The organism is Pseudonocardia sp. DR1-2, assembly GCF_023717215.1.
Classification (GTDB): domain Bacteria; phylum Actinomycetota; class Actinomycetes; order Mycobacteriales; family Pseudonocardiaceae; genus Pseudonocardia; species Pseudonocardia alni.
In genome coordinates this window covers 66,413-86,991 of the sequence record NZ_JAMQOF010000007.1, presented here as the reverse complement: position 1 = coordinate 86,991, position 20,579 = coordinate 66,413, and the positions used below count along the sequence as shown (strand labels likewise).

The following is a 20,579-nucleotide window of genomic DNA, read 5'->3' as shown; positions in this document are numbered from 1 at the left end:
TCAGCCGCCGTTGCGGCTGCAGGACGGGTGGAACCCGGCCGCGACCAGCCCGCGCACCGCGGCCGCCGGGTCACCGCTGGTCACCAGGCCCTCGCCGACCAGCACCGCGTCGGCACCCCAGCCCGCGTAGGTGAGCAGGTCACCGGGGCCACGGACGCCGGACTCGGCGACCTTGAGCACGTGCGACGGCAGCCCGGGGGCGATCTCACCGAAGACCGACCGGTTCACCTCGAGGGTGTGCAGGTTGCGGGCGTTCACGCCGATCAGGGTGGCGCCGGCCTCCAGGGCGCGGTCGCACTCCTCCTCGGTGTGCACCTCGACCAGCGGGGTCATCCCGAGGGACTCGATGCGGTCCAGCAGCGAGGCGAGCACCGGCTGCTCCAGCGCGGCGACGATCAGCAGCACGACGTCCGCGCCGTGCGCACGGGCCTCGTGCACCTGGTACGGCGTGACGACGAAGTCCTTGCGCAGCAGCGGGGTGTCGACCCGGGCGCGGACGGCGTCGAAGTCGGCCAGCGAGCCGCCGAAGCGGCGCTGCTCGGTGAGCACGCTGATCACCCGCGCGCCGTTGGCGGAGTAGGCCTCGGCGAGGTCGGCCGGATCGGGGATGTCGGCGAGCGACCCCTTCGACGGGCTGGCCCGCTTCACCTCGGCGATGACGCCGACACCCGGCTCGCGCAGGGCCGCCATCGCGTCCCGCGGCGGCGGCGCGGCCGCGGCCCGCCGTTTGATCTCGGCGAGGTCGACGACGCTCTCGCGCTCGGCGAGGTCCTCCCGGACCCCGTCCACGATGGACTCGAGGACGCTGGGTACGCGACCCGGTGTCCCGTTCGGGTGTCCGGCAGTACCGGCAGTGCCCGTAGTGCTCACAGGGCCGACTCCTCCTCCGCTCGCGCGTCGCCCGGACGTCGAGGTCATGCTAGTTCTCCCCCTCACGCGGGCCGACGGTCGGGTCGCCGCCGGCGTCGAGCCGTTCCCAGGCCGCCCGGTCGGGGTCGGCCGGTGTCGTGGCCGCCTGCGTCCCGGGTGCGGCGTACCGGGCGCCGAGCCGCGGCAGCCGCGGCTCGCGGACCACCAGCAGCACCGCCGCGGCGAGCGCGACGACCCCGCCGGCGACGGCCAGCCAGGGCCACGGCGTCGCCGAGACCGCGCCGGAGCCCGCGGGGGCGTTCGGGGCGGTCAGCCCGGAACGGGCGGAGGCCAGCTCCACCGCCGACGGCGGCACGGCGACCAGCCGCAGGGTCAGCACCACCGCGGCCGCCCCGGCGAGCCCGACCAGCACGCCCAGCACGCGGCGGGCGATCCCGGACAGTGCGACCAGCGCGGCGACGGCCGCCACCAGCAGCGCCGCGACCGCGGTGACGGCGGGCTGTAGCTGCGCGCCGGTGGCGCCGAGCTCGACGGTGCCGCGGGTCGCGGTGGGCACCTCCAGCACGAACCACTCGGCCGCACCGGCACCCCACAGCGCACCGGCGCCGAGCAGCAGTCCGAGCACGGTCAGGCCCAGTGCCCGCCGGTCGGTGCGGTCCGCCGTGTGCGCGGCGGCGCCGTCGTCGCCGGGCGCCGTCACGCGCTGCCCGGGGCCGGCGGGGGTGACATGGACCCGGCCGCGGCGACGGCCGAGAGCACCGCCCGGGCCTTGTTCAGGCACTCCATGTCCTCCGCGGCCGGGTCGGAGTCGGCGACGATCCCCCCGCCCGCCTGCACGTACGCGGTCCCGTTGCGGATCATCGCGGTGCGGATGGCGATCGCGGTGTCGGCGTTGCCCGCGAAGTCGAGGTAGCCGACGATGCCGCCGTACTGACCGCGCCGGGTCGGCTCCAGCCGGTCGATGACCTGCATGGCCCGCACCTTCGGCGCGCCGGACAGGGTGCCGGCCGGGAAGCAGGCGACGACGGCGTCGAACGCGGTGCGGTCGCCGCGCAGCAGCCCGGTCACCGTCGACACCAGGTGCATGACGTGGCTGTAGCGCTCGATCTCGAAGAAGTTCCGCACGGTCACCGTGCCGGGCTCGCACACCCGGCCGAGGTCGTTGCGGCCGAGGTCGACGAGCATCAGGTGCTCGGCGCGCTCCTTCTCGTCGCCGCGCAGCTCCTTCTCCAGGAGCTGGTCCTCCTCGTCGGTCGCGCCGCGCCAGCGGGTGCCCGCGATGGGGTGCGTGGTGGCACGCCCGTCGAGCACGCTGACCAGCGCCTCCGGGCTGGACCCGACGATGGAGAACGGCGGCCCGCCCGCCGCGTCGTCGAGACGCAGCAGGTACATGTACGGGCTCGGGTTCGTGGTGCGCAGGATCCGGTAGACCTCGAGCGGGTCGGCGTCGCACTCCATCTCGAAGCGCTGCGAGAGCACGATCTGGAACGCCTCGCCGGCGCGGATCTGCTCCTTGGCGTCCTCGATCGCGGCGTGGTGCTGCTCGGGGGTGCGCCGGCGGAGGAACTCGGGGCGGGTCGGGGTGTACACCGCGACCGAGCTGGGCGCGGGCACGGCGAGCTCGCCGGTCATCCGGTCCAGCCGGGCGACGGCGTCGTCGTAGGCCTGGTCGACGCGCTCGTCGGTGGCGTCCCAGTTGATCGCGTTCGCGATCAGGGTGACGGTGCCCTCGTGGTGGTCGAGCGCGGCCAGGTCGGTGGCCAGCAGCATGACCAGCTCGGGCAGCGCCAGGTCGTCGACGGCGGGGTCGTCCGGGTCCGCGATGCGCTCGACGCGGCGGACGATGTCGTAGCCGAGGTAGCCGACCATGCCGCCGGTCAGCGGCGGGAGCCCGGGCAGCGGCTCGGAGTGCAGCTCGGTGACCACGGTGCGCAGCGCGTCGAGCGGGTCGCCGGTGGTGGGCAGGCCGTCGGGCACCTCCCCGGTCCAGACCAGCTCGCCGTCGACGGCGGTGAGCGCGGCGGCGCTGCGGGCCCCGACGAACGACCATCGCGACCAGGACCGGCCGTTCTCGGCGGACTCCAGCAGGAACGTGCCCGCGGTCCCGCCCGCGAGTTTGCGGTAGACCCCGACCGGGGTCTCGTCGTCGGCCAGCAGCCGCCGGGTCACCGGGATGACCCGGTGCGCGCGCGCCAGCTCCCGGAACTCCTCACGGGTGGGGCTCACCGCGCCCAGGGCGGCGACCGCGGGAGCCGCGGGGGCGGGGGCCCCGGTCGTCGTCGCGCCACCGGATGCGTTCTGGGTCCGCTGGGTCATGCGACTCATTGTCCCCGAGCAGTGACGGCCGCCCTCGCGCGGGTGAGGATGGGGCGCATGACCGAACCGAGCGCCACCGCACCCCCGGGCCCGGGGGCGTCGCCACGGCGTCGTGGCCGCCGGTCCGGCGGCGCGGACACCCGGGCCGGGCTGCTCGCGGCCGCCCGCGCCGAGTTCGCCGACCGCGGCTTCGACGGCGCCACGGTCCGCCGGATCGCCGAACGGGCCGGGGTGGACCCGGCCATGGTGAACCACTGGTTCGGCGGCAAGGAGAAGCTGTTCCTCGCCGCGCTGGACCTGCCGGTCGACCCCGCACAGGTCCGGCGGATGGTGCTGGACGGCCCCGCCGACCGGGTCGGCGAGCGGATCGTGCGGGGGTTCCTGACGGTCTGGGACACCGGCGGCGGCGCCCCGATGGCGGCGGTGCTGCGCAGCGTCGCGGGTCACGACATCGCGGCCCGGATGCTGCGTGAGTTCGTCGGCGGCGCGATCCTGCGCCCGGTCACCCGGGCGCACTCCCCCGACCGGCCCGACGAGCGGGGCGCGCTCGTCGGCTCCCAGCTGATCGGGCTCGGCATGATGCGCTACGTGGTGCGGCTGGAGCCGCTGGCCTCGGCGCCGCGCGAGGACGTCGTCGCCGCGGTCGGGCCGACCGTGCAGCGCTACCTGACCGGGAACCTGGGGTCGACGAACCCCGAGGAGTAGGCGGCGACGACGGCCTGGGTCCGGTCCCGCGACCCGGTCTTGGCCAGCACCGCGGCGACATGGGTCTTCACCGTCTCCACGCCCAGCACCAGCTCCTCCGCGATCTCGGCGTTGGACAGCCCGCACGCCACCAGGCGCAGCACCTCGCCCTCGCGCGCGGTCAGCCCGGCGGAGGCGAGCCGGTCGCCGTCGTCGGCGGCGAACCCGGCCACGAGCTCACGCACCGCCGCCGGGAACAGCAGCGACTCCCCCGCGGCGACGGTGTGCACGGCCCGCACCACGTCGCGCGGCGGGGTCCGCTTCAGCAGGAAGCCACCGGCCCCGGCGCGCAACGCGTCCAGGACGTGCCGGTCGTGGCCGAACGTGGTGAGCACCAGCACCCGCGGTGGGTGGGGCCTGCGCAGCAGCGCCCGGGTGGCGGTGATGCCGTCGACCGCGGGCATCCGGACGTCCATCAGCACGACGTCCGGCCGCAGCCGGGCGACCAGCCCGGGGACCTCGGCGCCGTCGGCGGCCTCGCCGAGGACGGTGATGCCGGGGTCGGCCTCGAGCACCGCGCGCAGCCCGGTGCGGATCAGCTCCTCGTCGTCGACCAGCAGGACGCCGACCGTCGCGTCGCTCGTCATCGCTCCCCTCCGTACGCCGGTCCCCGTCCTACCCCGCCCGTCGGCGTGTCCCCGCGCCGCCGCGCCGACCGATCGGCGACGGGGCCACCGGAGGCGGTCCGCAGGGCAGCCGGGCCCGCAGGACCCACCGGCCGTCGTCCGGGCCCGCGGTCAGGGTGCCGCCGAGCAGGTCGACGCGGGCGCCCGCCCCGGCCAGTCCCCGGCCGCCGCCCGGCCGTGGGCGCCCACCGGCCGCCGCCGGGTTGACGAGCTCGATCCCGACCCCGTCGCCGGTGCGGCGCAGCGCGAGGTGGGCCGGGCCGGGCGTGCCGTGGCGCAGGGCGTTGGTCAGGCCCTCCTGCACGACCCGGTACGCCTCCCGGGAGACGGCCGCGGGGACCCCGGCGGCGGTGTCGACGTCGGCGACGAGGTCGAGCCCGGCCGCGCGGGCGCCGTCGAGCAGCCCGTCGAGGGCGTCCAGGTCACGGACGACGGCGGTGCGGTCGGTCTCGTCGTCGTGCAGGACGCCGAGGACGTGGTCGAGCTCGTCGAGCGCGGCCCGGCCGGTGTCGGCGATCGCGGTCAACGCCCGGCGCACGAACGCGGGGTCGGTGTCGAGCAGCTCGGCCGCGGCCCCGGCCTGCAGGGTGGTGACGGTGAGCGCGTGCCCCACCGAGTCGTGCAGCTCCCGGGCCAGCCGGGCCCGTCCGGCCTGGCGTTCGGCCCGGTCCCGGGCACGGGCCAGCTCCACGGCGAGCCGCTCCTCGCGGCCGGGGCCCAGGAACCGGGGCGCCAGCCGGGCCTGCCCGGCCCCGATCACGGCGGGGACGGCCACCGCGACCGGCACGAGCAGCACCCCGGCGGGCACCGCCCACCACGCGCCGGGCCCGGTGGGCAGCGGCGGCCGCGCCACCCACGGCGCCTGTATCAGCGCGACCGCGGTCGGCAGCAGCCACAGCACCGCGGCCGCGCCGACCGCCCCGGCGGCGGCGCCGAGCACGATCCAGGCCGCGGCCCGCCGGCGTGCCCCCGGGAGCGACCGCACCGGCGGGTCGGGCAGCGGCACGTCGAGCAGCGCGCGGGCGGCGGTCGTCGCCAGCTCCCGGACTCCCGGCAGCACCAGCACCGCCGCCCCGGCCGCGGCGGCGGGGACGCCCAGCGACCACCCGACCGCGGCACCGGCCTCCGTGCCGGTGCGCACGAGCACCCAGCCCGCCGCCAGGTACGGGAGCAGGACGACCGCGCCGAGCAGCACGTGCACCGCACGCCGCGCCACCCGTGTCCCGACCACGACGACGATCGTCGCAGACCGGCGGCCCGCCGCGGCTCCCCCGCGGGAGGGAGGCGGTCCCCCCGCGGGCGGGAGCCGCCGGCGCCGCCGGACCCGCAGTGTCGACGACCATGAACGACTCGATCCCCCTGCGCCGGGTGCTCGGCGCCGCCGCCGTCGCCGGCACGCTGCCGTACCTGACCCTCAAGACCCTCTGGCTGACCGGCCACCCGGTCGGTGTCACCGTGCCGGGTCTGCTCGACGGGCCCGCGATGACCGCGCTGAACACGGCCACCCTGCTCCTGGACCTGTGCGTGGTCGCGCTGGCCGCGGCACTCGGCGCCCGACGGCGGCTGCCCGCGGTGCCGCTGCTGCTCGCCGGGTGGGCCGCGACCGGGCTGCTGCTGCCGGTCGCCGTGCTCTCACCGGCGGCGCTGCTGCGGGCCGGGACCGACGGCGCCGGGCTGGCCGCGTGGGTGCGGCCGCTGGTCTACGGCGGTTTCGGCTGGCAGGCGGTGTTCCTCCTGGCGGCCTTCGCCCTGCTGGCCCGGGATCGCTGGGGTACGCGGGTGACCGTCCCGGTGCCCCCGCCCGGGGCGGTCGAGGGCCTGGCACGCACGACGGCGGCGGGTGGCGTCGTCGTCGGGCTGCTCGCCGTCGTGGCGGGGGTCGCGGCCGCCGCGGACCGTCCGTCGTTCCCCGGGGTCGTGGGCGCGGCCGTCGACGCGACCGCGGCGCTCACCGGGGCCGTCGGGGTACTCGCCCTGCGGCGCGGTCGCGCGGGGTGGTCACCCGTCCTCACGACGTTCACCGGCAGCGCGGTGCTGTTCACCGGCGGCCTGTGGACGCTGGTGTCGGCGACCGCGGGGCCGCTCGCGACCGACCGGCCGCTGTACGTCCTCGCCCAGCTGTGCGGACTGCTTGCCGGGTTCGCCCTGGCCGTCGCCGGCATGCTGGCGGTCTCCGGTCGGATGTGCGGCCCGGTCACGGTGTCGCCCCGCCCGGCCCCCGTCCCCTGAGCCGGGACGTCCACCCGGTGGCCGCCGCCGGGGCACGACCGCACACTGGGGTCATGGTCGATCTGTCCGCCCGGCTCCCCGACGCCGTCACCGACCGGCTCGCGGTCCTGCGCTCGCGGGTCGGGTCGGCGGTGTTCAGCCGGGTCGCCGGGGACGAGGGCTCCGGCCGCCGGGCCCGGGTGCTCGGCGCCGAGGGCCCGCGCTGGTTCCCCGAGGACGCCGCGATCCGCACGGTGCACGGCGACGCGTCGATGTTCGTCGGCGGGCTGCGGGCGCTGCTGCTGCAGTCGCTGCACCCGCTGGCCATGGCCGGGGTCGCCGGGCACTCCGGGTTCCGGGGCGACCCGTGGGGACGGCTGCAGCGCACCTCCTACTTCCTGGCCGCGACGACGTTCGGCCCGGCCGAGGAGGCCGAGCGGGTGATCGCCCGGATCAGGCGGGCGCACGTCCACGTCCGCGGGACCGCGCCGGACGGGCGCCCCTACTCGGCGTCGGACCCGCACCTGCTGCGCTGGGTGCACATCGCCGAGATCGACAGCTTCCTCACCGCGCACGACCGCTACGGCAGCGCACCGCTGGACGCCGCGGGCCGCGACGCCTACGTCGCCGACGCCGCACGCGTCGCCCGTGAGCTGGGCGTGCCCGACCCGCCGGAGTCCACCGCGGAGCTGAAGGCGCAGCTCGACGGGTACCGGCCCGAGCTGGCCGGCACCCCCGAGGCGCGCGACGCCGCCCGGTTCCTGTTGTGGGAGCCGCCGCTGCCGCTCTCCGCGCGGGTGCCGTACGCGGTGCTGGCCGCCGCGTCGGTCGGGCTGATGCCGCGCTGGACGCGGCTGCCGCTGCGGCTGCCGTGGCTGCCGGTGGCCGAGCGGACGGTCGTGCGAGCGGGCGGGCACGCGATCACCGCAGGCATCCGGTGGGTGACGAGCACACCACAGCCCGCTCCCCCGCCGATGCCCCCGGCGCACCCCTGACCGGGCGCGCGCTCAGCTCCCGGCGAGCAGGACGTCGGAGTCGAAGCATGTCCGGGTCCCGGTGTGACAGGCCGGCCCCTCCTGGTCGACGACGACGAGCACCGCGTCGCCGTCGCAGTCCAGCCGGACCTCGTGCACGTGCTGCACGTGCCCCGACGTGCCGCCCTTGACCCAGTACTCCTGCCGCGACCGCGACCAGTAGGTACCCCGGCCGGTGGTCAGGGTGCGGTGCAGCGCCTCGTCGTCCATCCAGCCGACCATCAGCACCTCGCCGGCGCGGGACTGCACGACGGCGCAGACCAGGCCGTCGGCGTCGCGCTTGAGGCGGGCCGCGACCGCCGGGTCCAGCGCGGACTCGGCCGCGGACAGGCGCACGCTCTGTGCGGTCATCGGATCTCGACCCCCTCGCCCCGCAGCGCGTCCTTGACCTGGCCGATCCGCAGCTGCCCGAAGTGGAACACGCTCGCGGCCAGCACCGCGTCCGCTCCGGCCCGCACGGCCGGGGCGAAGTGCTCGACCGCGCCGGCACCACCGGAGGCGATCACCGGGACGTCGACCACCTTCCGGACCGCGGTCAGCATGTCCAGGTCGAACCCGGCCCGTGTGCCGTCGGCGTCCATCGAGTTCAGCAGGATCTCCCCGACGCCGAGCTCCTGGCCGCGCTCGGCCCACTCGACGGCGTCGATCCCGGCGGACCGGCGCCCGCCGTGCGTGGTGACCTCCCAGCCCGACGGCTGCGGCTTCTCCCCCTCCGGCACCCGGCGGGCGTCCACCGACAGCACGATGCACTGGCTGCCGAAGCGCCGCGACATCTCGTGCAGCAGCGTGGGCCGGGCGATCGCGGCGGTGTTCACCGAGACCTTGTCCGCGCCCGCGCGGAGCATCCGGTCGACGTCGTCGGGGGTGCGGATGCCGCCGCCGACGGTCAGCGGGATGAACACCTGCTCGGCGGTGCGGCGCACCACGTCGATCATGGTGCCGCGCTCCGACGACGACGCGGTGACGTCGAGGAAGGTCAGCTCGTCGGCGCCCTCGGCGTCGTAGACCCGCGCCATCTCGACCGGGTCGCCCGCGTCGCGGAGCTCCTTGAAGTTGACGCCCTTCACCACGCGCCCGGCGTCGACGTCCAGGCAGGGGATGACGCGGACCGCGACGCCCATCAGGCGCTCACCGCCCGCACGGCCGCCAGGGCCTCGGGCAGGGTGAACCGGCCGGCGTAGAGCGCCTTGCCGATGATCGAACCCTCGATGTTCACGCCGGTCGCGGCGACCTCGGCGAGCCGGGTCAGGTCGGACACCTCCGAGATCCCCCCCGACGCGATGACCGGCGCGGTCGTGGCCTGCGCGACCTCGGTGAGCAGCTCGACGTTCGGGCCCTGCAGGGTGCCGTCCTTGGAGACGTCGGTGACGATGTAGCGGGTGGCGCCGTCGGCGTCGAGGCGGGCGAGGACCTCCCACAGGTCGCCGCCGTCGGAGGTCCAGCCGCGCCCCGCGACCCGGCGCCGGCCGTCGATCATCTTGACGTCGAGCCCGATCGCGATCTTCTCGCCGTGCTCGGCGAGGACCCGGCGGCACCACTCGGGCTGCTCCAGCGCCGCGGTGCCGAGGTTGAGCCGGGCCGCGCCGGTGGACAGCGCGCGCTCCAGGGACTCGTCGTCGCGGATGCCGCCGGACAGCTCGACCCGCAGGTCGAGCTTCCCGACCACCTCGGCCAGCAGCTCGGCGTTCGAGCCGCGGCCGAACGCCGCGTCGAGATCGACCAGATGGACCCACTCGGCGCCGCCGGCCTGCCAGTTCAGGGCAGCGTCCAGGGGCGAGCCGTAGCCGGTCTCGGTGCCGGCCTCGCCCTGCACCAGCCGGACGGCCTGCCCGTCGACGACGTCCACCGCGGGAAGCAACGTGAAGCTCACCGCGCCAGGGTATCCGCGCCGCTCGTAGCCTCCGGGGGTGGCCGAGGGGGACAGCATCTTCCGGCTCGCGGCGCGGCTGGACGCGGCCACCGCGGGCGCGGTGATCGCACGCTCCGACGTGCGCCACCCCCGCTTCGCCGGCGCCGACCTCGCCGGGCAGGAGATCACCGGCTGGGTGCCGCACGGCAAGCACCTGCTGGCCCGCACCGCGGGCGGCTGGACCGTGCACTCGCACCTGCGGATGTCCGGGCGGTGGTCGGTGCTGCGGCCCGGGAGGCGGCTCCCCCGCGCCGTCGCGGCCGACCTGCGGATCGCGCTGCACCTCGTCGACGGCCGCACCCTGGCCGGGATCGGGCTGCCGGTGCTGGCGGTGCTCCCGACCCGCGACGAGCACACCGTCGTCGGGCACCTGGGCCCGGACCTGCTCGGCGACACCTTCGACGGCGACGCGGCCCTCGTCCGGCTGCGCGCCGACCCCGGCCGGGTGGTGCTGGCGGCGCTGCTGGACCAGCGCGTCGTCGCCGGGCTGGGGAACATGTGGGCCCAGGAGCTGCTGTTCCTGGAGCGGATCTCCCCGTGGCGGGAGTGTTCCGCGGTCTCCGACCCCGGCGCACTCCTCGGGCGCGGCCGCGCGCTGCTGCGCGACGCGGTCGTCCGCAACCCCGCGCAGAACACCACCGGCCGGGTCCGGCCGCGGCACTTCGTCTACGGCCGCTACCGGCGGCCCTGTCTGCGCTGCGGGACCGCGGTGGCGTTCGCGGCGCCGGAGCGCACCCCGCACGGTCGCGAGACTTGGTGGTGCCCGCGCTGCCAGCGGTGAACGCGCGGCCGTCGCCGGTTCGCCCTACCGTCGGATCATGGAACTCTCCGGGGCGCGGACGCTGGTGGTCGGGGCGACGGGTGTGCTGGGCGGCGCGCTCACCGAGGCGCTGCGCGACCAGGGCGCGACGCTCGCGCTGGCGGGCCGCACCGATCCCTCCGGGGCCGACGGCGAGCCCACGTTCACACTCGACGCACTCGACCTCGAGCGCTGTGCCGCCGTCGTCGACGAGGCGGCGGGCGCCCTGGGCGGGCTGGACCTGGTGTTCGTGGCGATCGGGGTGGCCGGGTTCGGGGAGGAGTCGGAGAACGACGTCGTCACCGAGCACCTGCTGACGGTCAACGCGCAGGCGCCGATGGCGATCGGCCGGGCCGCCCTCCCGCACCTCACCGACTCCGGTGGCACGCTCGCGATGATCTCGGCGATCCTGGCCGACGTGCCGACGCCGGGGATGGCGGCCTACTCGGCGTCGAAGGCGGCGCTGTCGGCGTGGCTGACCGCGACCCGCGGTGGCCTGCGCAAGCAGGGGGTGCGGGTGCTCGACGTGCGGCCGCCGCACATCGAGACCGGGCTCGCCGACCGCGCCGTCGCCGGGACGGTGCCGTCCGGCATCAGGGCCGGTTCCGACGTCGCGACGCTCGTCGAGCAGGTGCTCGAGGCGCTGCGCTCGGACAGGCGGACGGTGACCTTCGACCTGCGCTCCGGGGAGTACGCGCTGGGCTGAGGCGCGTTCCGCGGACGGGCCCGCTCGCCCCCCGACGCCGCCCTCGGCTCAGCCCTTGACCGAGCGCAGCCAGTTCTCCAGGACCGCGGCGCCGGCGTCGCCGGATTTCTCCGGGTGGAACTGGGTCGCCGACAGCGGCCCGTTCTCCACCGCGGCGACGACGTCCTCGCCGTGGTGGGTCCAGGTCACCTTCGGCGCCGCGATCGCGTGCGAGGGTTCCAGGGTCCAGCGCCGGACGCCGAACGAGTGCACGAAGTAGAAGCGGGTGTCGGCGTCGAGCCCGGCGAACAGGGTGCTGTCCTGCGGGGTCCGGACGGTGTTCCAGCCCATGTGCGGCAGCACGTCGGCCCGGATCCGCTCGACGGTGCCGGGCCACTCGCCGCAGCCCTCGGTGTCCTCGTCGAACTCGACGCCGCGCTCGAACATCACCTGCATGCCGACGCAGATGCCGAGGACCGGGCGGCCACCGGCGAGGCGGCGCCCGATGATCTGCGGGCCGCGGACCGCGTGCAGGCCCTGCATGCACGCCGCGAAGGCGCCCACCCCGGGGACGACGAGACCGTCGGCCTCCACCGCGGCGTCGAAGTCGGACGTGACGGTGACGTCCGCCCCGACGCGTTCGAGGGCGCGCTCGGCGGAGCGCAGGTTCCCGGAGCCGTAGTCGAGGACGACGATGCGTGCCACGCGACCAGCGTAGTCGCCGCCCCGCGCGTCTCCCCGCGGCCCGGGGGGCGACGCCGTGATCATCGGCAACTGTGCGCTGCTCGGGCCGACCGGCGACGGCGCTCGAGTACCGATGATCATGCCGCCGGGTACGGGGTCGGACCGCGCGGTAGCGCGTCGCCGGTTCCGTGCTCTGTCCGGCGAACGCGGCAAGCCCCGCCTCGGCCGCGACCGGAGCAGGACCGCGTCCTCGACACCCGGGCGCACACCACCTCGCCGAGCTCGAGCTGGCCCCCGCAGACCGGCGGTGACGACATCCTCGGGACTCATCCGCGGGACGGCGCCCCGGTCGGGTCCCTGGCGGCTGTGGAGTTCGGTGGCCACGACACCGGGGCACAGGACCTGGCCACGGACCACGGTGCCCCGGCTCACCGGGTGTCGCTCGTCCGGGGGGCGGTGCCGGCCCCACCGGCCCGGCCCGGCCGAGGGGGGCGGGTGCACAGGCCCCGCCCGGTGATCCGCGGTCCGCGCGCAGATCCTCCGTCCGCGCGCGTCCGGACGCGCGCGAGGGGCGGATCTCCGCGCGAACCCGCAATCAACGGGGAGTGAGGTCGGCGAGGCGGTCGGTGTCGTCGCCGCCGGGTGGCCCGGGGGCACGGAACCGGGTGGTCGACCCGGCGCAGCGCCAGGGCCCCGGGCCGCGGGTACGCCCAGCACGACGACGCCGGTGAGCAGGCCGACGTCGTGGCATCGCCGGACCTCGCGGAACGTCGCGCTCGCCGCCGACAATTCCTCGGAGCCGGGCGGCGACGGCGGGAGCCGCGAGGTCGGGACCGCGAGGTCGAGCTGCAGGACGCGGGCGAGCAGTGGCGACCTGGGCCTACGGTGTGGTGTCGCGTCCCTTCTCCAGTCGTACGTGGTGGTCGACGCTGATGCCTGCCGGCGTCGCCACCGCCTCGCGGTGGAGCCCGGGGGTGCGCCGGGTGCCGGTGCCGGACAGCCCGACGTCGTCGGGGATGACGAGCGCCCGCGGCGGCTGCAGGTGGGTGCTCGGCGCAGTGGTCCGGCCACGGGCCCCTAGGGCGCCCGCGTCCCCCGGGCCGCGAGGGCGGCGACCAGCCGGGCCGCGGCGCGGTCCAGGGTGACGCTGCGGTCGGCCCGGCCCCGCCGGGTGCCGGTGAGCACCGCCGCCGCGACCGTCTCCCCGCCCTCCTCCACCGGGACGGCGACGGCGCGGATCGCCGGGTCCGCCAGCCCGTCGCTGCGGGCCAGCCGGGTACGGACGATCTCCGGTCGCTCGGCGAGGTAGGCCGCGACCGCCGGCGGGTCGTCGACCCCGGCCAGCGCGCGGGCGGACTCCTCGGTATCGCCCAGGGCCAGCAGCAGCCGTCCCGCCGCGGTGCGCAGCGGCGGGCGGGGCCGGTGGTCGTCGGTCACCCGTTGCAGCCGGTCGGGGGCCCGAGGACCGGCGTGGTCGACGTAGCGCACCTGCCCGCCGACCAGCACGGCGAGCGCCACGGGAGCCCGGGCGGCGCGGCTGAGCGCGTCGAGATCGGTGTGCGTGAGGGCGCTCGGCGGGCCCACCCCGGCGAGCAGTCCCAGCACGTACGGCCGGTGGCCCAGGACGTGGCCGCGCCCCCGCAGCCGTACCCAGCCGGTGGCCCGCAGCTCGCGCAGCAGGTCCGCGGTGGAGCTGAGCGGCAGGTCGAGCGCGTGGGCCACCGCGGTCACCGACGGGGGTGTCGCAGCGGTCGCGACCAGCTCCAGGATGCGGTCGGCCCGGCCGACCGCGCGGGCGGAGGCGACGGGTCCGGACACCCGACCGAGTCTACGGATATACGGAGGTCGTGGAGAGTCCCGCCGTCCCGTCGCAGGCTGGAGCCATGACCACGACGACCCCGCCCGCACGGTTTCCCTCCGCCGCCGACACGGCGGCGACCCTGCTGCCGGACGCTCCCCCGGTGCGCTCGACGCTGCGGGTCACCGGGGCGGACCCGCTCGTCCCCTCGGTGCACCGGCTCGCCGACGCGATGTCCGCGGCGGTCGGGGCGTTCGGGCTGCAGGTCGCGGGGCTCGCCGAGGACTCCGGCGGCGCACCCCGCGAGATCCGGGTGCGGGCGGCCGACGCGATCGACACCCTGCGCGCCCCGTTTCTCACCACCCTCGGCGGGGTCGACGTGCAGTCCGTCGCCGAGGACCCGACCGCGCTGGCCAACAACGGCTTCGTCCGCACCACCGACGGGTGGATCTTCCTGATCACCACCTACCCGCACCAGCGCGACGCCGTCTGCCGGGTGCTGGACTGTCCGCCGCTGCGGCCGCGGATCGCCGAGGAGGCCGCCCGGTGGCGCGCGGTCGACCTGGAGGACGCGGTGTGCGCGGCGGGCGGGGTGGCCGCGGCCGTCCGGGGTGCCGACCGGTGGGCCGCGCACCCGGCGGGCCGCCACCTGGCCGGGCGCCCGGTCGTCGAGGTGGAGCGGATCGGCGACGCGGCGCCGGAGCCGGTCCCGGACCGGCCGCGGGTGCTCGACGACACCCACGTCATCGCCGGGCCGGTCGCGGCCAAGCTGCTCGGCACGTTCGGCGCGGACGTCCTGCACGTGTCCCGCCCGGACCTGCCCGACCCGCTCGCGATGGTCGCGCTGACCGGCGGCGGGAAGCGCAACGCCTGGCTGGACCTGCGGGACCCGGCGCAGGCGGCGACGCTGCGCGACCTGGTGGGCGGGGCGGACGTGTTCGTCAACGCCTACCGGGGCACCGCCGCCCGGGGCTTCGGACCGGAGGGCCTGGCGGCGCTGCGGCCCGGGATCGTCGCCCTGGACCTGCACTGCTGGGGCGCCGACGGGCCGTGGGCCGCGCGCGGCGGGTTCGACCAGCTGGCCTGCTCCGCGACCGGCTTCGCGGTCGAGGAGGGCCGGGACGGCACCCCGTCGCTACCGCCGACGCACCTGCTCAACGACTACCTCGCCGCCTGGCTCGGTGCCGCCGGGGTGCTCGCGGCGCTGCGCCGGCGCGCCGTCGAGGGCGGCTCGTGGCGGGTGCGGGTCACCCTCGCCGGGGTCTGCACCTGGGTCCGGGGGCTCGGGATGTTCACCGCGGCGGAGGTCGCGGACCTCCCCCGGCCCGGTACGGCGACCATCGCCACGCACGCCGTCGACGGGCCGATGGGCCGGCTCGTCGAACCCGTGCTCCCGCTGGAGTTCGACGGCCGGCCCGCGCCGCTGCCCGGCCCGCCTCAGCTGCTGGGGACCGCCGCCGCCACCTGGTGACCGGCCGGCGCCCAGCCGATCGCCGGGGCGACCCGCTCGGCGATCGAGCGCAGCAGGTGCGCGTTGTACTCGACACCGAGCTGGTTGGGCACGGTGAACAGCACGTAGTCCGCCTCCCGCACCGCGGCGTCCTCGGCGAGCTCGGCGGCGATCCGGTCCGGGTCACCGACGTAGCTGCGGCCGAACCGGGACCGGGCGCCGTCGAGGATCCCGACCTGGTCGTCCTCGCCGCGCTCACCGAAGTAGCGGCGGTCGAGGTCGGTCGTGACCGGGATGACGCTGCGCGACACCGACACCAGCGGGGTGCGCTCGTGCCCGGCGGCGGCCCAGGCCTCGCGGTAGCGCAGGATCTGCTCGGCCTGCAGCCGGTCGAACGACTCGCCGGTGTCCTCGGTCAGCAGCGTCGAGCTCTGCAGGTTCATGCCCTGGGTCGCGGCCCACTCGGCGGTGGCCCGGGTGCCCGCGCCCCACCAGATCCGGTCGCCGAGGCCCGGGGACTGCGGCTGCACCGGCAGCGCGACGTGCCGCCCGCGGGTGCGGGACGGGTCGGCGGGCGCCACCCCGGCACCGCGGATCGCGGCGAGGAACACCTCGGCCTTGGCGCGGGCGGCGTCGGCGTGGGTCTGCCCGTCGGCGGGCCGGTACCCGAAGGCCTCGGCACCGTTCAGCGCGATCTCGGGCGACCCCCGGCTCACGCCGAGCTGCAGCCGCCCGCCGGAGAGCAGGTCGGTCGCGGCGGTCTCCTCGGCCATGTAGAGCGGGTTCTCGTAGCGCATGTCGATCACGCCGGTGCCCATCTCGATCCGGCTGGTGGTCGCCGCGATCGCTGCGAGCAGCGGGAACGGCGCGGCCAGCTGGCGCTCGAAGTGGTGCACGCGCACGAAGGCGCCGTCGATGCCGATGTCCTCCGCGGCGCGCGCCAGCTCCACGGTCTGGCGCAGCGCGTCGGCGGCGGTGGGGGTCCGGGACCCGGGGACCTCCCCGTGGTGCCCGAACGACAGGAACCCGATCTTCGTCATGCCCTCTGCAACAGAAGTTGAGGGCTCAACATTCCGTCAGAGGGCGCCCTTGGTGGACGGCACACCGGTGACCCGCGGGTCGGGCTCGGTCGCGGCCCGCAGCGCGCGGGCGACGGCCTTGAACTCGGCCTCGGTGATGTGGTGCGGGTCGCGGCCGTCGAGCACCCGGACGTGCAGGGCGAGGTGCCCGTGGAAGGCCAGGGACTCGAACACGTGCTTGTTCAGCACGGTCGGGTAGTGCCCGCCGACGACGAAGCCGCGCATCATCTCCGGCTCGCCGGTGCACACGGTGTAGGGGCGGCCGGAGACGTCGACGACGGCCTGGGCCAGCGCCTCGTCCATCGGGATCCATGCGTCGCCGAAGCGGCGGATGCCCTTCTTGTCCCCCAGCGCCTGGCGGATCGCCTGCCCCAGCACGATCGCGACGTCCTCCACGGTGTGGTGGGAGTCGATCTCGATGTCGCCCTCGGCGTGCACGGACAGGTCGAAGCTGCCGTGCTTGCCGAACGCGTCGAGCATGTGGTCGAAGAACGGGACCTTGGTGGCGATGTCGGTGCGCCCGGTGCCGTCGAGGTCGATCTCGACGACGATCCGGGTCTCCTTGGTGACGCGTTCGACGCGTCCGATGCGGCTCACCTTGTCGGTCGTCACAACAGCTCCTTGGTGGCGAGGTCGGTGGCGGCGGCGAGGAAGGCGTCGTTATCCTCCGGCGTGCCCACGGTGACCCGCAGCCGCTCGGGGATGCCGACGTCGCGGATCAGCACGCCCTGGTCGAGGAACCCCTTCCAGGCGCGGCCGGCGTCGGCGAAGCGTCCGAAGAGGATGAAGTTGGCGTCGGAGGCGACGACGTCGTAGCCGGCGGCGGCCAGCTCGCCGGAGATCCGGTCGCGCTCGGCGGCGAGCAGCGCCACCGAGCCGAGGGTGGCCTCGGCGTGGCGGAGCGCGGCCCGCGCGGCGGCCTGCGACAGCACCGACAGGTGGTACGGCAGCCGCACGAGCTGGAGTGCGTCGATCACCGCGGGCGCGGCGGCGAGGTAGCCCAGCCGACCGCCGGCGAAGGCGAACGCCTTGCTCATCGTGCGGGACACCACGAGCTTGTGGCCGTGCGTCGCCAGCAGGGTCGTGGCGCTCGGGCGGCCGGTGGCCTCGGCGAACTCGGCGTAGGCCTCGTCGACGACGACCATCCCGGGGGCGGCGTCGACCAGCCGGGCCAGGTCGTCCGGGGCGATCGACTGCCCGGTCGGGTTGTTCGGGCTGGTCACGAACGTGATGTCCGGGGCCTTCCCGGCCAGGACGGTGACGGCGGCGTCGACGTCGAGGGTGAAGTCGTCGCGGCGCGGCACCGGGACGAACTCGGTCTGCGTGCCGGAGGCGAGGATCGGGTGCATCGAGTAGCTGGGCACGAAGCCGAGCGCGGTCCGGCCGGGACCGCCGAAGGTCTGCAGGATCTGCTGGAGGATCTCGTTGGACCCGTTCGCGGCCCACAGGTTCGCCGTGGTCAGCTCGACCCCGGTCTGCCGGGACAGGTAGGCGGCGAGGTCGCCCCGCAGCGCGACGAGGTCGCGGTCGGGGTACCGGTGCAGCTCACGGGCCGCCTCCTCCACCGAGGCCGCGACGTCGGCGACCAGCTCGGGCGGCGGCGGGTACGGGTTCTCGTTGGTGTTGAGCCGCACCGCGACGTCGAGCTGCGGCGCGCCGTAGGGGCTCTTCCCGCGCAGGTCCTCGCGCAGCGGCAGGTCCGCGAGCCGGACCGTCGAACCGGCGGTCACGCCCCGGCCCCCTCGAACCGGGCGGTCACGGCCTCGCCGTGGGCGGGCAGGTCCTCGGCGTTCGCCAGGGTCACGACCCGGCCGGCGACCTCGGCCAGCGCCGCGCGGCCGTAGTCGACGACGTGGATGCCGCGCAGGAACGTCGCCGTCGACAGCCCGCCGGAGTGTCGCGCGCAGCCCCCGGTCGGGAGCACGTGGTTCGACCCGGCGCAGTAGTCGCCCAGCGACACCGGCGACCAGGCCCCGACGAAGATCGCGCCCGCGTTGCGGACCTTCGCCGCGTCGCCCGCGGAGTCGGCGGTCTGGATCTCCAGGTGCTCGGCGGCGTAGGCGTCGACGACGGCGACCCCGTCGGCGGTCGAGGACACCAGGATGACCCCGGACTGCGGCCCGGTCAGCGCGGTGCGCACCCGCTCGGTGTGCTTGGTCGCGCCGACCCGGGTCTCCAGCTCGGCCTCGACCCGCTCCACCAGCGCGTCGGAGGTCGTGACCAGCACCGATGCGGCGTTCGGGTCGTGCTCGGCCTGCGAGATGAGGTCCGCGGCGACGTGCGCGGCGTCCGCGGTGTCGTCGGCGAGGATCGCGATCTCGGTGGTGCCGGCCTCGGCGTCGATCCCGACCAGGCCGCGCAGCATCCGCTTGGCCGCGGTGACGTAGACGTTGCCGGGGCCGGTGACCATGTCGACCGGCTCCAGCTCGGCGCCGTCGGTGTCGGTGCCGCCGTAGGCCAGCAGCGCGACGCACTGGGCGCCGCCGACGGCCCACACCTCGTCGACGCCGAGCAGCGCGGCCGCCGCCAGGATCGTCGGGTGCGGGCGTCCGCCGAACTCCGCCTGCGCCGGGGAGGCGACGACCAGCGACTCCACGCCCGCCGCCTGCGCCGGGACCACGTTCATGACCACGCTCGACGGGTAGACCGCCAGCCCGCCCGGGGCGTAGAGCCCGACCCGGCGGACCGGGACGAACCGCTCGGTGACGGTGCCGCCGGGGACGACCTGGGTGACCACGTCGGGCCTGCGCTGCTCGGCGTGCACGATCCGGGCCCGCTCGATCGAGGTCTCCAGCGCCGCGCGCACGTCCGGGTCGAGATCGCGCAGGGCGGCGGAGATCGCCCCGGCCGGGACGCGCACGGTCTCCGGACGGACCCGGTCGAAGCGCTCGGTGGCGTCCAGCGCGGCGGCGGCGCCGCGGTCGCGCACGTCCTCCACCAGCGGGCGGGCACGCTCCAGAGCGGCGTCGATGTCCAGCTCGGCGCGCGGCATCATGCCGCGCAGGGTGGCCGGACGGGGCAGCGGTTCGGCTCGCAGGTCGAGGCGGCGGAGCATGACCCCCAGGGTACGGCGGGGGTCCGACACGGTCCCATCCCGGCGGGGTGAGCCACGTCCTCGCCGTCGGTGGGCCGTGGCAGTCTCCGCGGCGTGACCCGCCACGTGAGCGACGCCGAACGCCGGGCCCGGCTGGTGACCCGCCACCGGCTGGCCCCGCACACCCGCACCGACGACGTCGTCGCGATCAGCGACGACCTGGTCGCGCTGCACTCCACCGACCCGGTCACGGTGTACCTGTCGGCGGCCGCGCGGATGGCGGCCCCGTCGCTCGCCCCGGTCGACGCCGCGCTGCACACCGACCGCACGCTGCTGCGCCACCACGCGATGCGCCGCACGCTCTGGGTGTTCGGCCACGCCCACGCCGCGCTCGCCCACCACGCCGCCACCGTCGACGTCGCCGCCGTCCAGCGCCGCGACCTGCTGCGCCAGGCCGCCGCGGCCGGCCACGCCGACCCCGGGGCGTGGTACGCCGAGGCCGCCGGGCAGGTCCTGGAGGTCCTCGCCGAACGGGGTCCCACCGCCGCCCGCGACGTCGCCCGCGCACTGCCCGAGCTCGCCGCGCAGCGGCTCGTCCTGCCCGGTGGGGGTCCGCAGCCCGCCCACACCCGGGTGCTGCTGGTGCTCGGGTTCGAGGGCCGGGTGCTGCGGACCCGGCCGATCGGGACGTGGATCAACGGCCAGTACCGATGGGCCGCGGCCGACGCCTGGGTCCCCGGCGGGATCGGCCCCGCCCCCGGCCCGGACGGTGACGCCCGTCGCGTCGCCGCGGCCGGGCTGGCCCGCGCCCAGCTGCGGGCGTTCGGGCCGGTCCGCCGCGACGACCTGCGGTGGTGGGCGGGCTGGACCGTCGCCACCACCACGACGGCGCTGGCCGACGTCGGCGCGGTCGAGGTGACCCTCGACGGCGGGGGCACCGGGTTCCTGCTCCCCGACGACCTGGACCCGGTCCCCGACCCCGGGCCGTCGGTGGCGCTGCTGCCGAGCCTCGACCCGTCGACGATGGGCTGGAAGGCCCGCGACTGGTACCTGCCCGCCGAGGTGGCACCGGAGCTGTTCGACCGCAACGGCAACGGCGGGCCGACGGTCTGGGTGGACGGGCGCATCGTCGGGACCTGGGTGCAGCGCCCGGACGGCGGGATCGCGACCCTGCTGCTCACGCCGGTCGCGGACCGGGCGCGGACCGAGGTGGCGGCCGCGGCGCGACGGCTGCGCGAGTTCCTCGGCGACACCCGGTTCTCCGCCCGCTTCCCCGCCCCCGCCCAGCCCCGGCTGCTCGCCTGAGGGTGCCCGGCCCGAGGTGGCACGCCGCGGACCCCTCC

The 20,579-nt window shown here is 76.5% G+C and carries 21 protein-coding genes; 7 read left to right on the top strand and 14 right to left on the bottom strand.

Annotated features, from left to right (window positions below):
* From trpC to ND486_RS21010, 3 genes are read right to left on the bottom strand one after another with little or no spacing between them, the layout of a single operon-like run.
* Positions 1-870 (bottom strand): indole-3-glycerol phosphate synthase TrpC, encoded by an 870-nt coding sequence (gene trpC, locus ND486_RS21020; RefSeq protein WP_308215870.1) that lies wholly within the window; start codon positions 868-870, stop codon positions 1-3.
* A gap of 49 nt (positions 871-919) precedes the next feature.
* A complete protein-coding gene (locus ND486_RS21015; protein ID WP_083474955.1) occupies positions 920-1,570 on the bottom strand; it encodes a Trp biosynthesis-associated membrane protein in 651 nt (216 codons plus the stop codon).
* A complete protein-coding gene (locus ND486_RS21010; protein WP_251786057.1) occupies positions 1,567-3,186 on the bottom strand; it encodes an anthranilate synthase component I in 1,620 nt (539 codons plus the stop codon). Before ND486_RS21010 ends, ND486_RS21015 begins: the two co-directional genes overlap by 4 nt.
* A 57-nt stretch (positions 3,187-3,243) precedes the next feature.
* Between ND486_RS21010 and ND486_RS21005 the strand changes: the two genes are divergently transcribed.
* On the top strand, positions 3,244-3,891 hold the full coding sequence (locus tag ND486_RS21005; RefSeq protein WP_251786055.1) for a TetR family transcriptional regulator: 648 nt from the start codon (positions 3,244-3,246) through the stop codon (positions 3,889-3,891).
* On the opposite strand, the gene ND486_RS21000 is transcribed toward ND486_RS21005, so the two are convergent.
* Positions 3,849-4,517, bottom strand: a complete 669-nt coding sequence (locus tag ND486_RS21000) for a response regulator transcription factor (RefSeq protein WP_251786053.1) — start codon at positions 4,515-4,517, stop codon at positions 3,849-3,851. The genes ND486_RS21005 and ND486_RS21000 overlap by 43 nt on opposite strands.
* 28 nt (positions 4,518-4,545) lie before the next feature.
* On the bottom strand, positions 4,546-5,787 hold the full coding sequence (locus tag ND486_RS29885; RefSeq protein ID WP_251786051.1) for a histidine kinase: 1,242 nt from the start codon (positions 5,785-5,787) through the stop codon (positions 4,546-4,548).
* A gap of 110 nt (positions 5,788-5,897) precedes the next feature.
* Between ND486_RS29885 and ND486_RS20990 the strand changes: the two genes are divergently transcribed.
* Positions 5,898-6,785 carry a hypothetical protein gene (locus tag ND486_RS20990; RefSeq protein WP_251786049.1) on the top strand — a complete coding sequence of 296 codons (888 nt, stop codon included), beginning with the start codon at positions 5,898-5,900 and terminating at the stop codon, positions 6,783-6,785.
* Positions 6,786-6,838: 53 nt separating this feature from the next.
* Positions 6,839-7,759, top strand: a complete 921-nt coding sequence (locus ND486_RS20985; RefSeq protein ID WP_251786047.1) for an oxygenase MpaB family protein — start codon at positions 6,839-6,841, stop codon at positions 7,757-7,759.
* 12 nt (positions 7,760-7,771) lie between these two features.
* Here ND486_RS20985 and hisI read toward each other — a convergent pair whose 3' ends face one another.
* The 3 genes from hisI to priA are packed head-to-tail and all read right to left on the bottom strand — an operon-like array spanning position 7,772 to position 9,668.
* Positions 7,772-8,149, bottom strand: a complete 378-nt coding sequence (gene hisI, locus ND486_RS20980) for a phosphoribosyl-AMP cyclohydrolase (protein WP_251786045.1) — start codon at positions 8,147-8,149, stop codon at positions 7,772-7,774.
* Complete coding sequence (hisF, locus tag ND486_RS20975; protein ID WP_251786043.1) at positions 8,146-8,919, bottom strand: imidazole glycerol phosphate synthase subunit HisF; 774 nt, start codon at positions 8,917-8,919, stop codon at positions 8,146-8,148. Before hisF ends, hisI begins: the two co-directional genes overlap by 4 nt.
* A complete protein-coding gene (gene priA, locus ND486_RS20970) occupies positions 8,919-9,668 on the bottom strand; it encodes a bifunctional 1-(5-phosphoribosyl)-5-((5-phosphoribosylamino)methylideneamino)imidazole-4-carboxamide isomerase/phosphoribosylanthranilate isomerase PriA (RefSeq protein ID WP_251786041.1) in 750 nt (249 codons plus the stop codon). The genes hisF and priA overlap by 1 nt, the downstream gene beginning before the upstream one ends.
* Positions 9,669-9,705: 37 nt before the next feature.
* Here priA and ND486_RS20965 point away from each other — a divergent pair, with 37 nt between their 5' ends.
* On the top strand, positions 9,706-10,488 hold the full coding sequence (locus ND486_RS20965) for a DNA-formamidopyrimidine glycosylase family protein (RefSeq protein ID WP_251786039.1): 783 nt from the start codon (positions 9,706-9,708) through the stop codon (positions 10,486-10,488).
* A 37-nt stretch (positions 10,489-10,525) separates the two neighbouring features.
* Complete coding sequence (locus tag ND486_RS20960) at positions 10,526-11,212, top strand: SDR family oxidoreductase (protein WP_251786038.1); 687 nt, start codon at positions 10,526-10,528, stop codon at positions 11,210-11,212.
* A 48-nt stretch (positions 11,213-11,260) separates the two neighbouring features.
* Here ND486_RS20960 and hisH read toward each other — a convergent pair whose 3' ends face one another.
* Entirely contained in the window at positions 11,261-11,896 is a 636-nt protein-coding gene (gene hisH / locus ND486_RS20955; protein WP_251786036.1) for an imidazole glycerol phosphate synthase subunit HisH, read from the bottom strand.
* Positions 11,897-12,952: 1,056 nt separating this feature from the next.
* Positions 12,953-13,693 (bottom strand): helix-turn-helix domain-containing protein, encoded by a 741-nt coding sequence (locus tag ND486_RS20950; RefSeq protein ID WP_251786035.1) that lies wholly within the window; start codon positions 13,691-13,693, stop codon positions 12,953-12,955.
* 65 nt (positions 13,694-13,758) lie between these two features.
* On the opposite strand from ND486_RS20950, the gene ND486_RS20945 reads away from it, so the two are divergent.
* Entirely contained in the window at positions 13,759-15,144 is a 1,386-nt protein-coding gene (locus ND486_RS20945; protein WP_251786034.1) for a CoA transferase, read from the top strand.
* Here ND486_RS20945 and ND486_RS20940 read toward each other — a convergent pair.
* The 4 genes from ND486_RS20940 to hisD are packed head-to-tail and all read right to left on the bottom strand — an operon-like array spanning position 15,111 to position 19,257.
* Positions 15,111-16,163, bottom strand: a complete 1,053-nt coding sequence (locus ND486_RS20940; RefSeq protein WP_251786032.1) for an LLM class flavin-dependent oxidoreductase — start codon at positions 16,161-16,163, stop codon at positions 15,111-15,113. The genes ND486_RS20945 and ND486_RS20940 overlap by 34 nt on opposite strands.
* A gap of 36 nt (positions 16,164-16,199) precedes the next feature.
* Positions 16,200-16,799: an imidazoleglycerol-phosphate dehydratase HisB gene (hisB, locus tag ND486_RS20935; RefSeq protein WP_062404576.1), complete on the bottom strand. Its 600-nt coding sequence runs from the start codon at positions 16,797-16,799 to the stop codon at positions 16,200-16,202.
* A gap of 11 nt (positions 16,800-16,810) precedes the next feature.
* Positions 16,811-17,932, bottom strand: a complete 1,122-nt coding sequence (locus tag ND486_RS20930; protein WP_251786030.1) for a histidinol-phosphate transaminase — start codon at positions 17,930-17,932, stop codon at positions 16,811-16,813.
* A complete protein-coding gene (hisD, locus tag ND486_RS20925; RefSeq protein ID WP_251786028.1) occupies positions 17,929-19,257 on the bottom strand; it encodes a histidinol dehydrogenase in 1,329 nt (442 codons plus the stop codon). The genes ND486_RS20930 and hisD overlap by 4 nt, the downstream gene beginning before the upstream one ends.
* Before the next feature lie 93 nt (positions 19,258-19,350).
* Here hisD and ND486_RS20920 point away from each other — a divergent pair, with 93 nt between their 5' ends.
* Positions 19,351-20,541 carry a winged helix DNA-binding domain-containing protein gene (locus ND486_RS20920; protein WP_251786026.1) on the top strand — a complete coding sequence of 397 codons (1,191 nt, stop codon included), beginning with the start codon at positions 19,351-19,353 and terminating at the stop codon, positions 20,539-20,541.
* Positions 20,542-20,579: the final 38 nt, after the last annotated feature.

Coding starts and splice junctions, on each gene's coding strand:
- ND486_RS21010 (WP_251786057.1), bottom strand. CDS start 3,186: ATGACCCAGCGGACCCAGAACGCATCCGGTGGCGCGACGACGACCGGG.
- ND486_RS21005 (WP_251786055.1), top strand. CDS start 3,244: ATGACCGAACCGAGCGCCACCGCACCCCCGGGCCCGGGGGCGTCGCCA.
- ND486_RS21000 (WP_251786053.1), bottom strand. CDS start 4,517: ATGACGAGCGACGCGACGGTCGGCGTCCTGCTGGTCGACGACGAGGAG.
- ND486_RS20990 (WP_251786049.1), top strand. CDS start 5,898: ATGAACGACTCGATCCCCCTGCGCCGGGTGCTCGGCGCCGCCGCCGTC.
- ND486_RS20985 (WP_251786047.1), top strand. CDS start 6,839: ATGGTCGATCTGTCCGCCCGGCTCCCCGACGCCGTCACCGACCGGCTC.
- hisI (WP_251786045.1), bottom strand. CDS start 8,149: ATGACCGCACAGAGCGTGCGCCTGTCCGCGGCCGAGTCCGCGCTGGAC.
- hisF (WP_251786043.1), bottom strand. CDS start 8,919: ATGGGCGTCGCGGTCCGCGTCATCCCCTGCCTGGACGTCGACGCCGGG.
- ND486_RS20960 (WP_251786038.1), top strand. CDS start 10,526: ATGGAACTCTCCGGGGCGCGGACGCTGGTGGTCGGGGCGACGGGTGTG.
- ND486_RS20945 (WP_251786034.1), top strand. CDS start 13,759: ATGACCACGACGACCCCGCCCGCACGGTTTCCCTCCGCCGCCGACACG.
- ND486_RS20940 (WP_251786032.1), bottom strand. CDS start 16,163: ATGACGAAGATCGGGTTCCTGTCGTTCGGGCACCACGGGGAGGTCCCC.
- hisD (WP_251786028.1), bottom strand. CDS start 19,257: ATGCTCCGCCGCCTCGACCTGCGAGCCGAACCGCTGCCCCGTCCGGCC.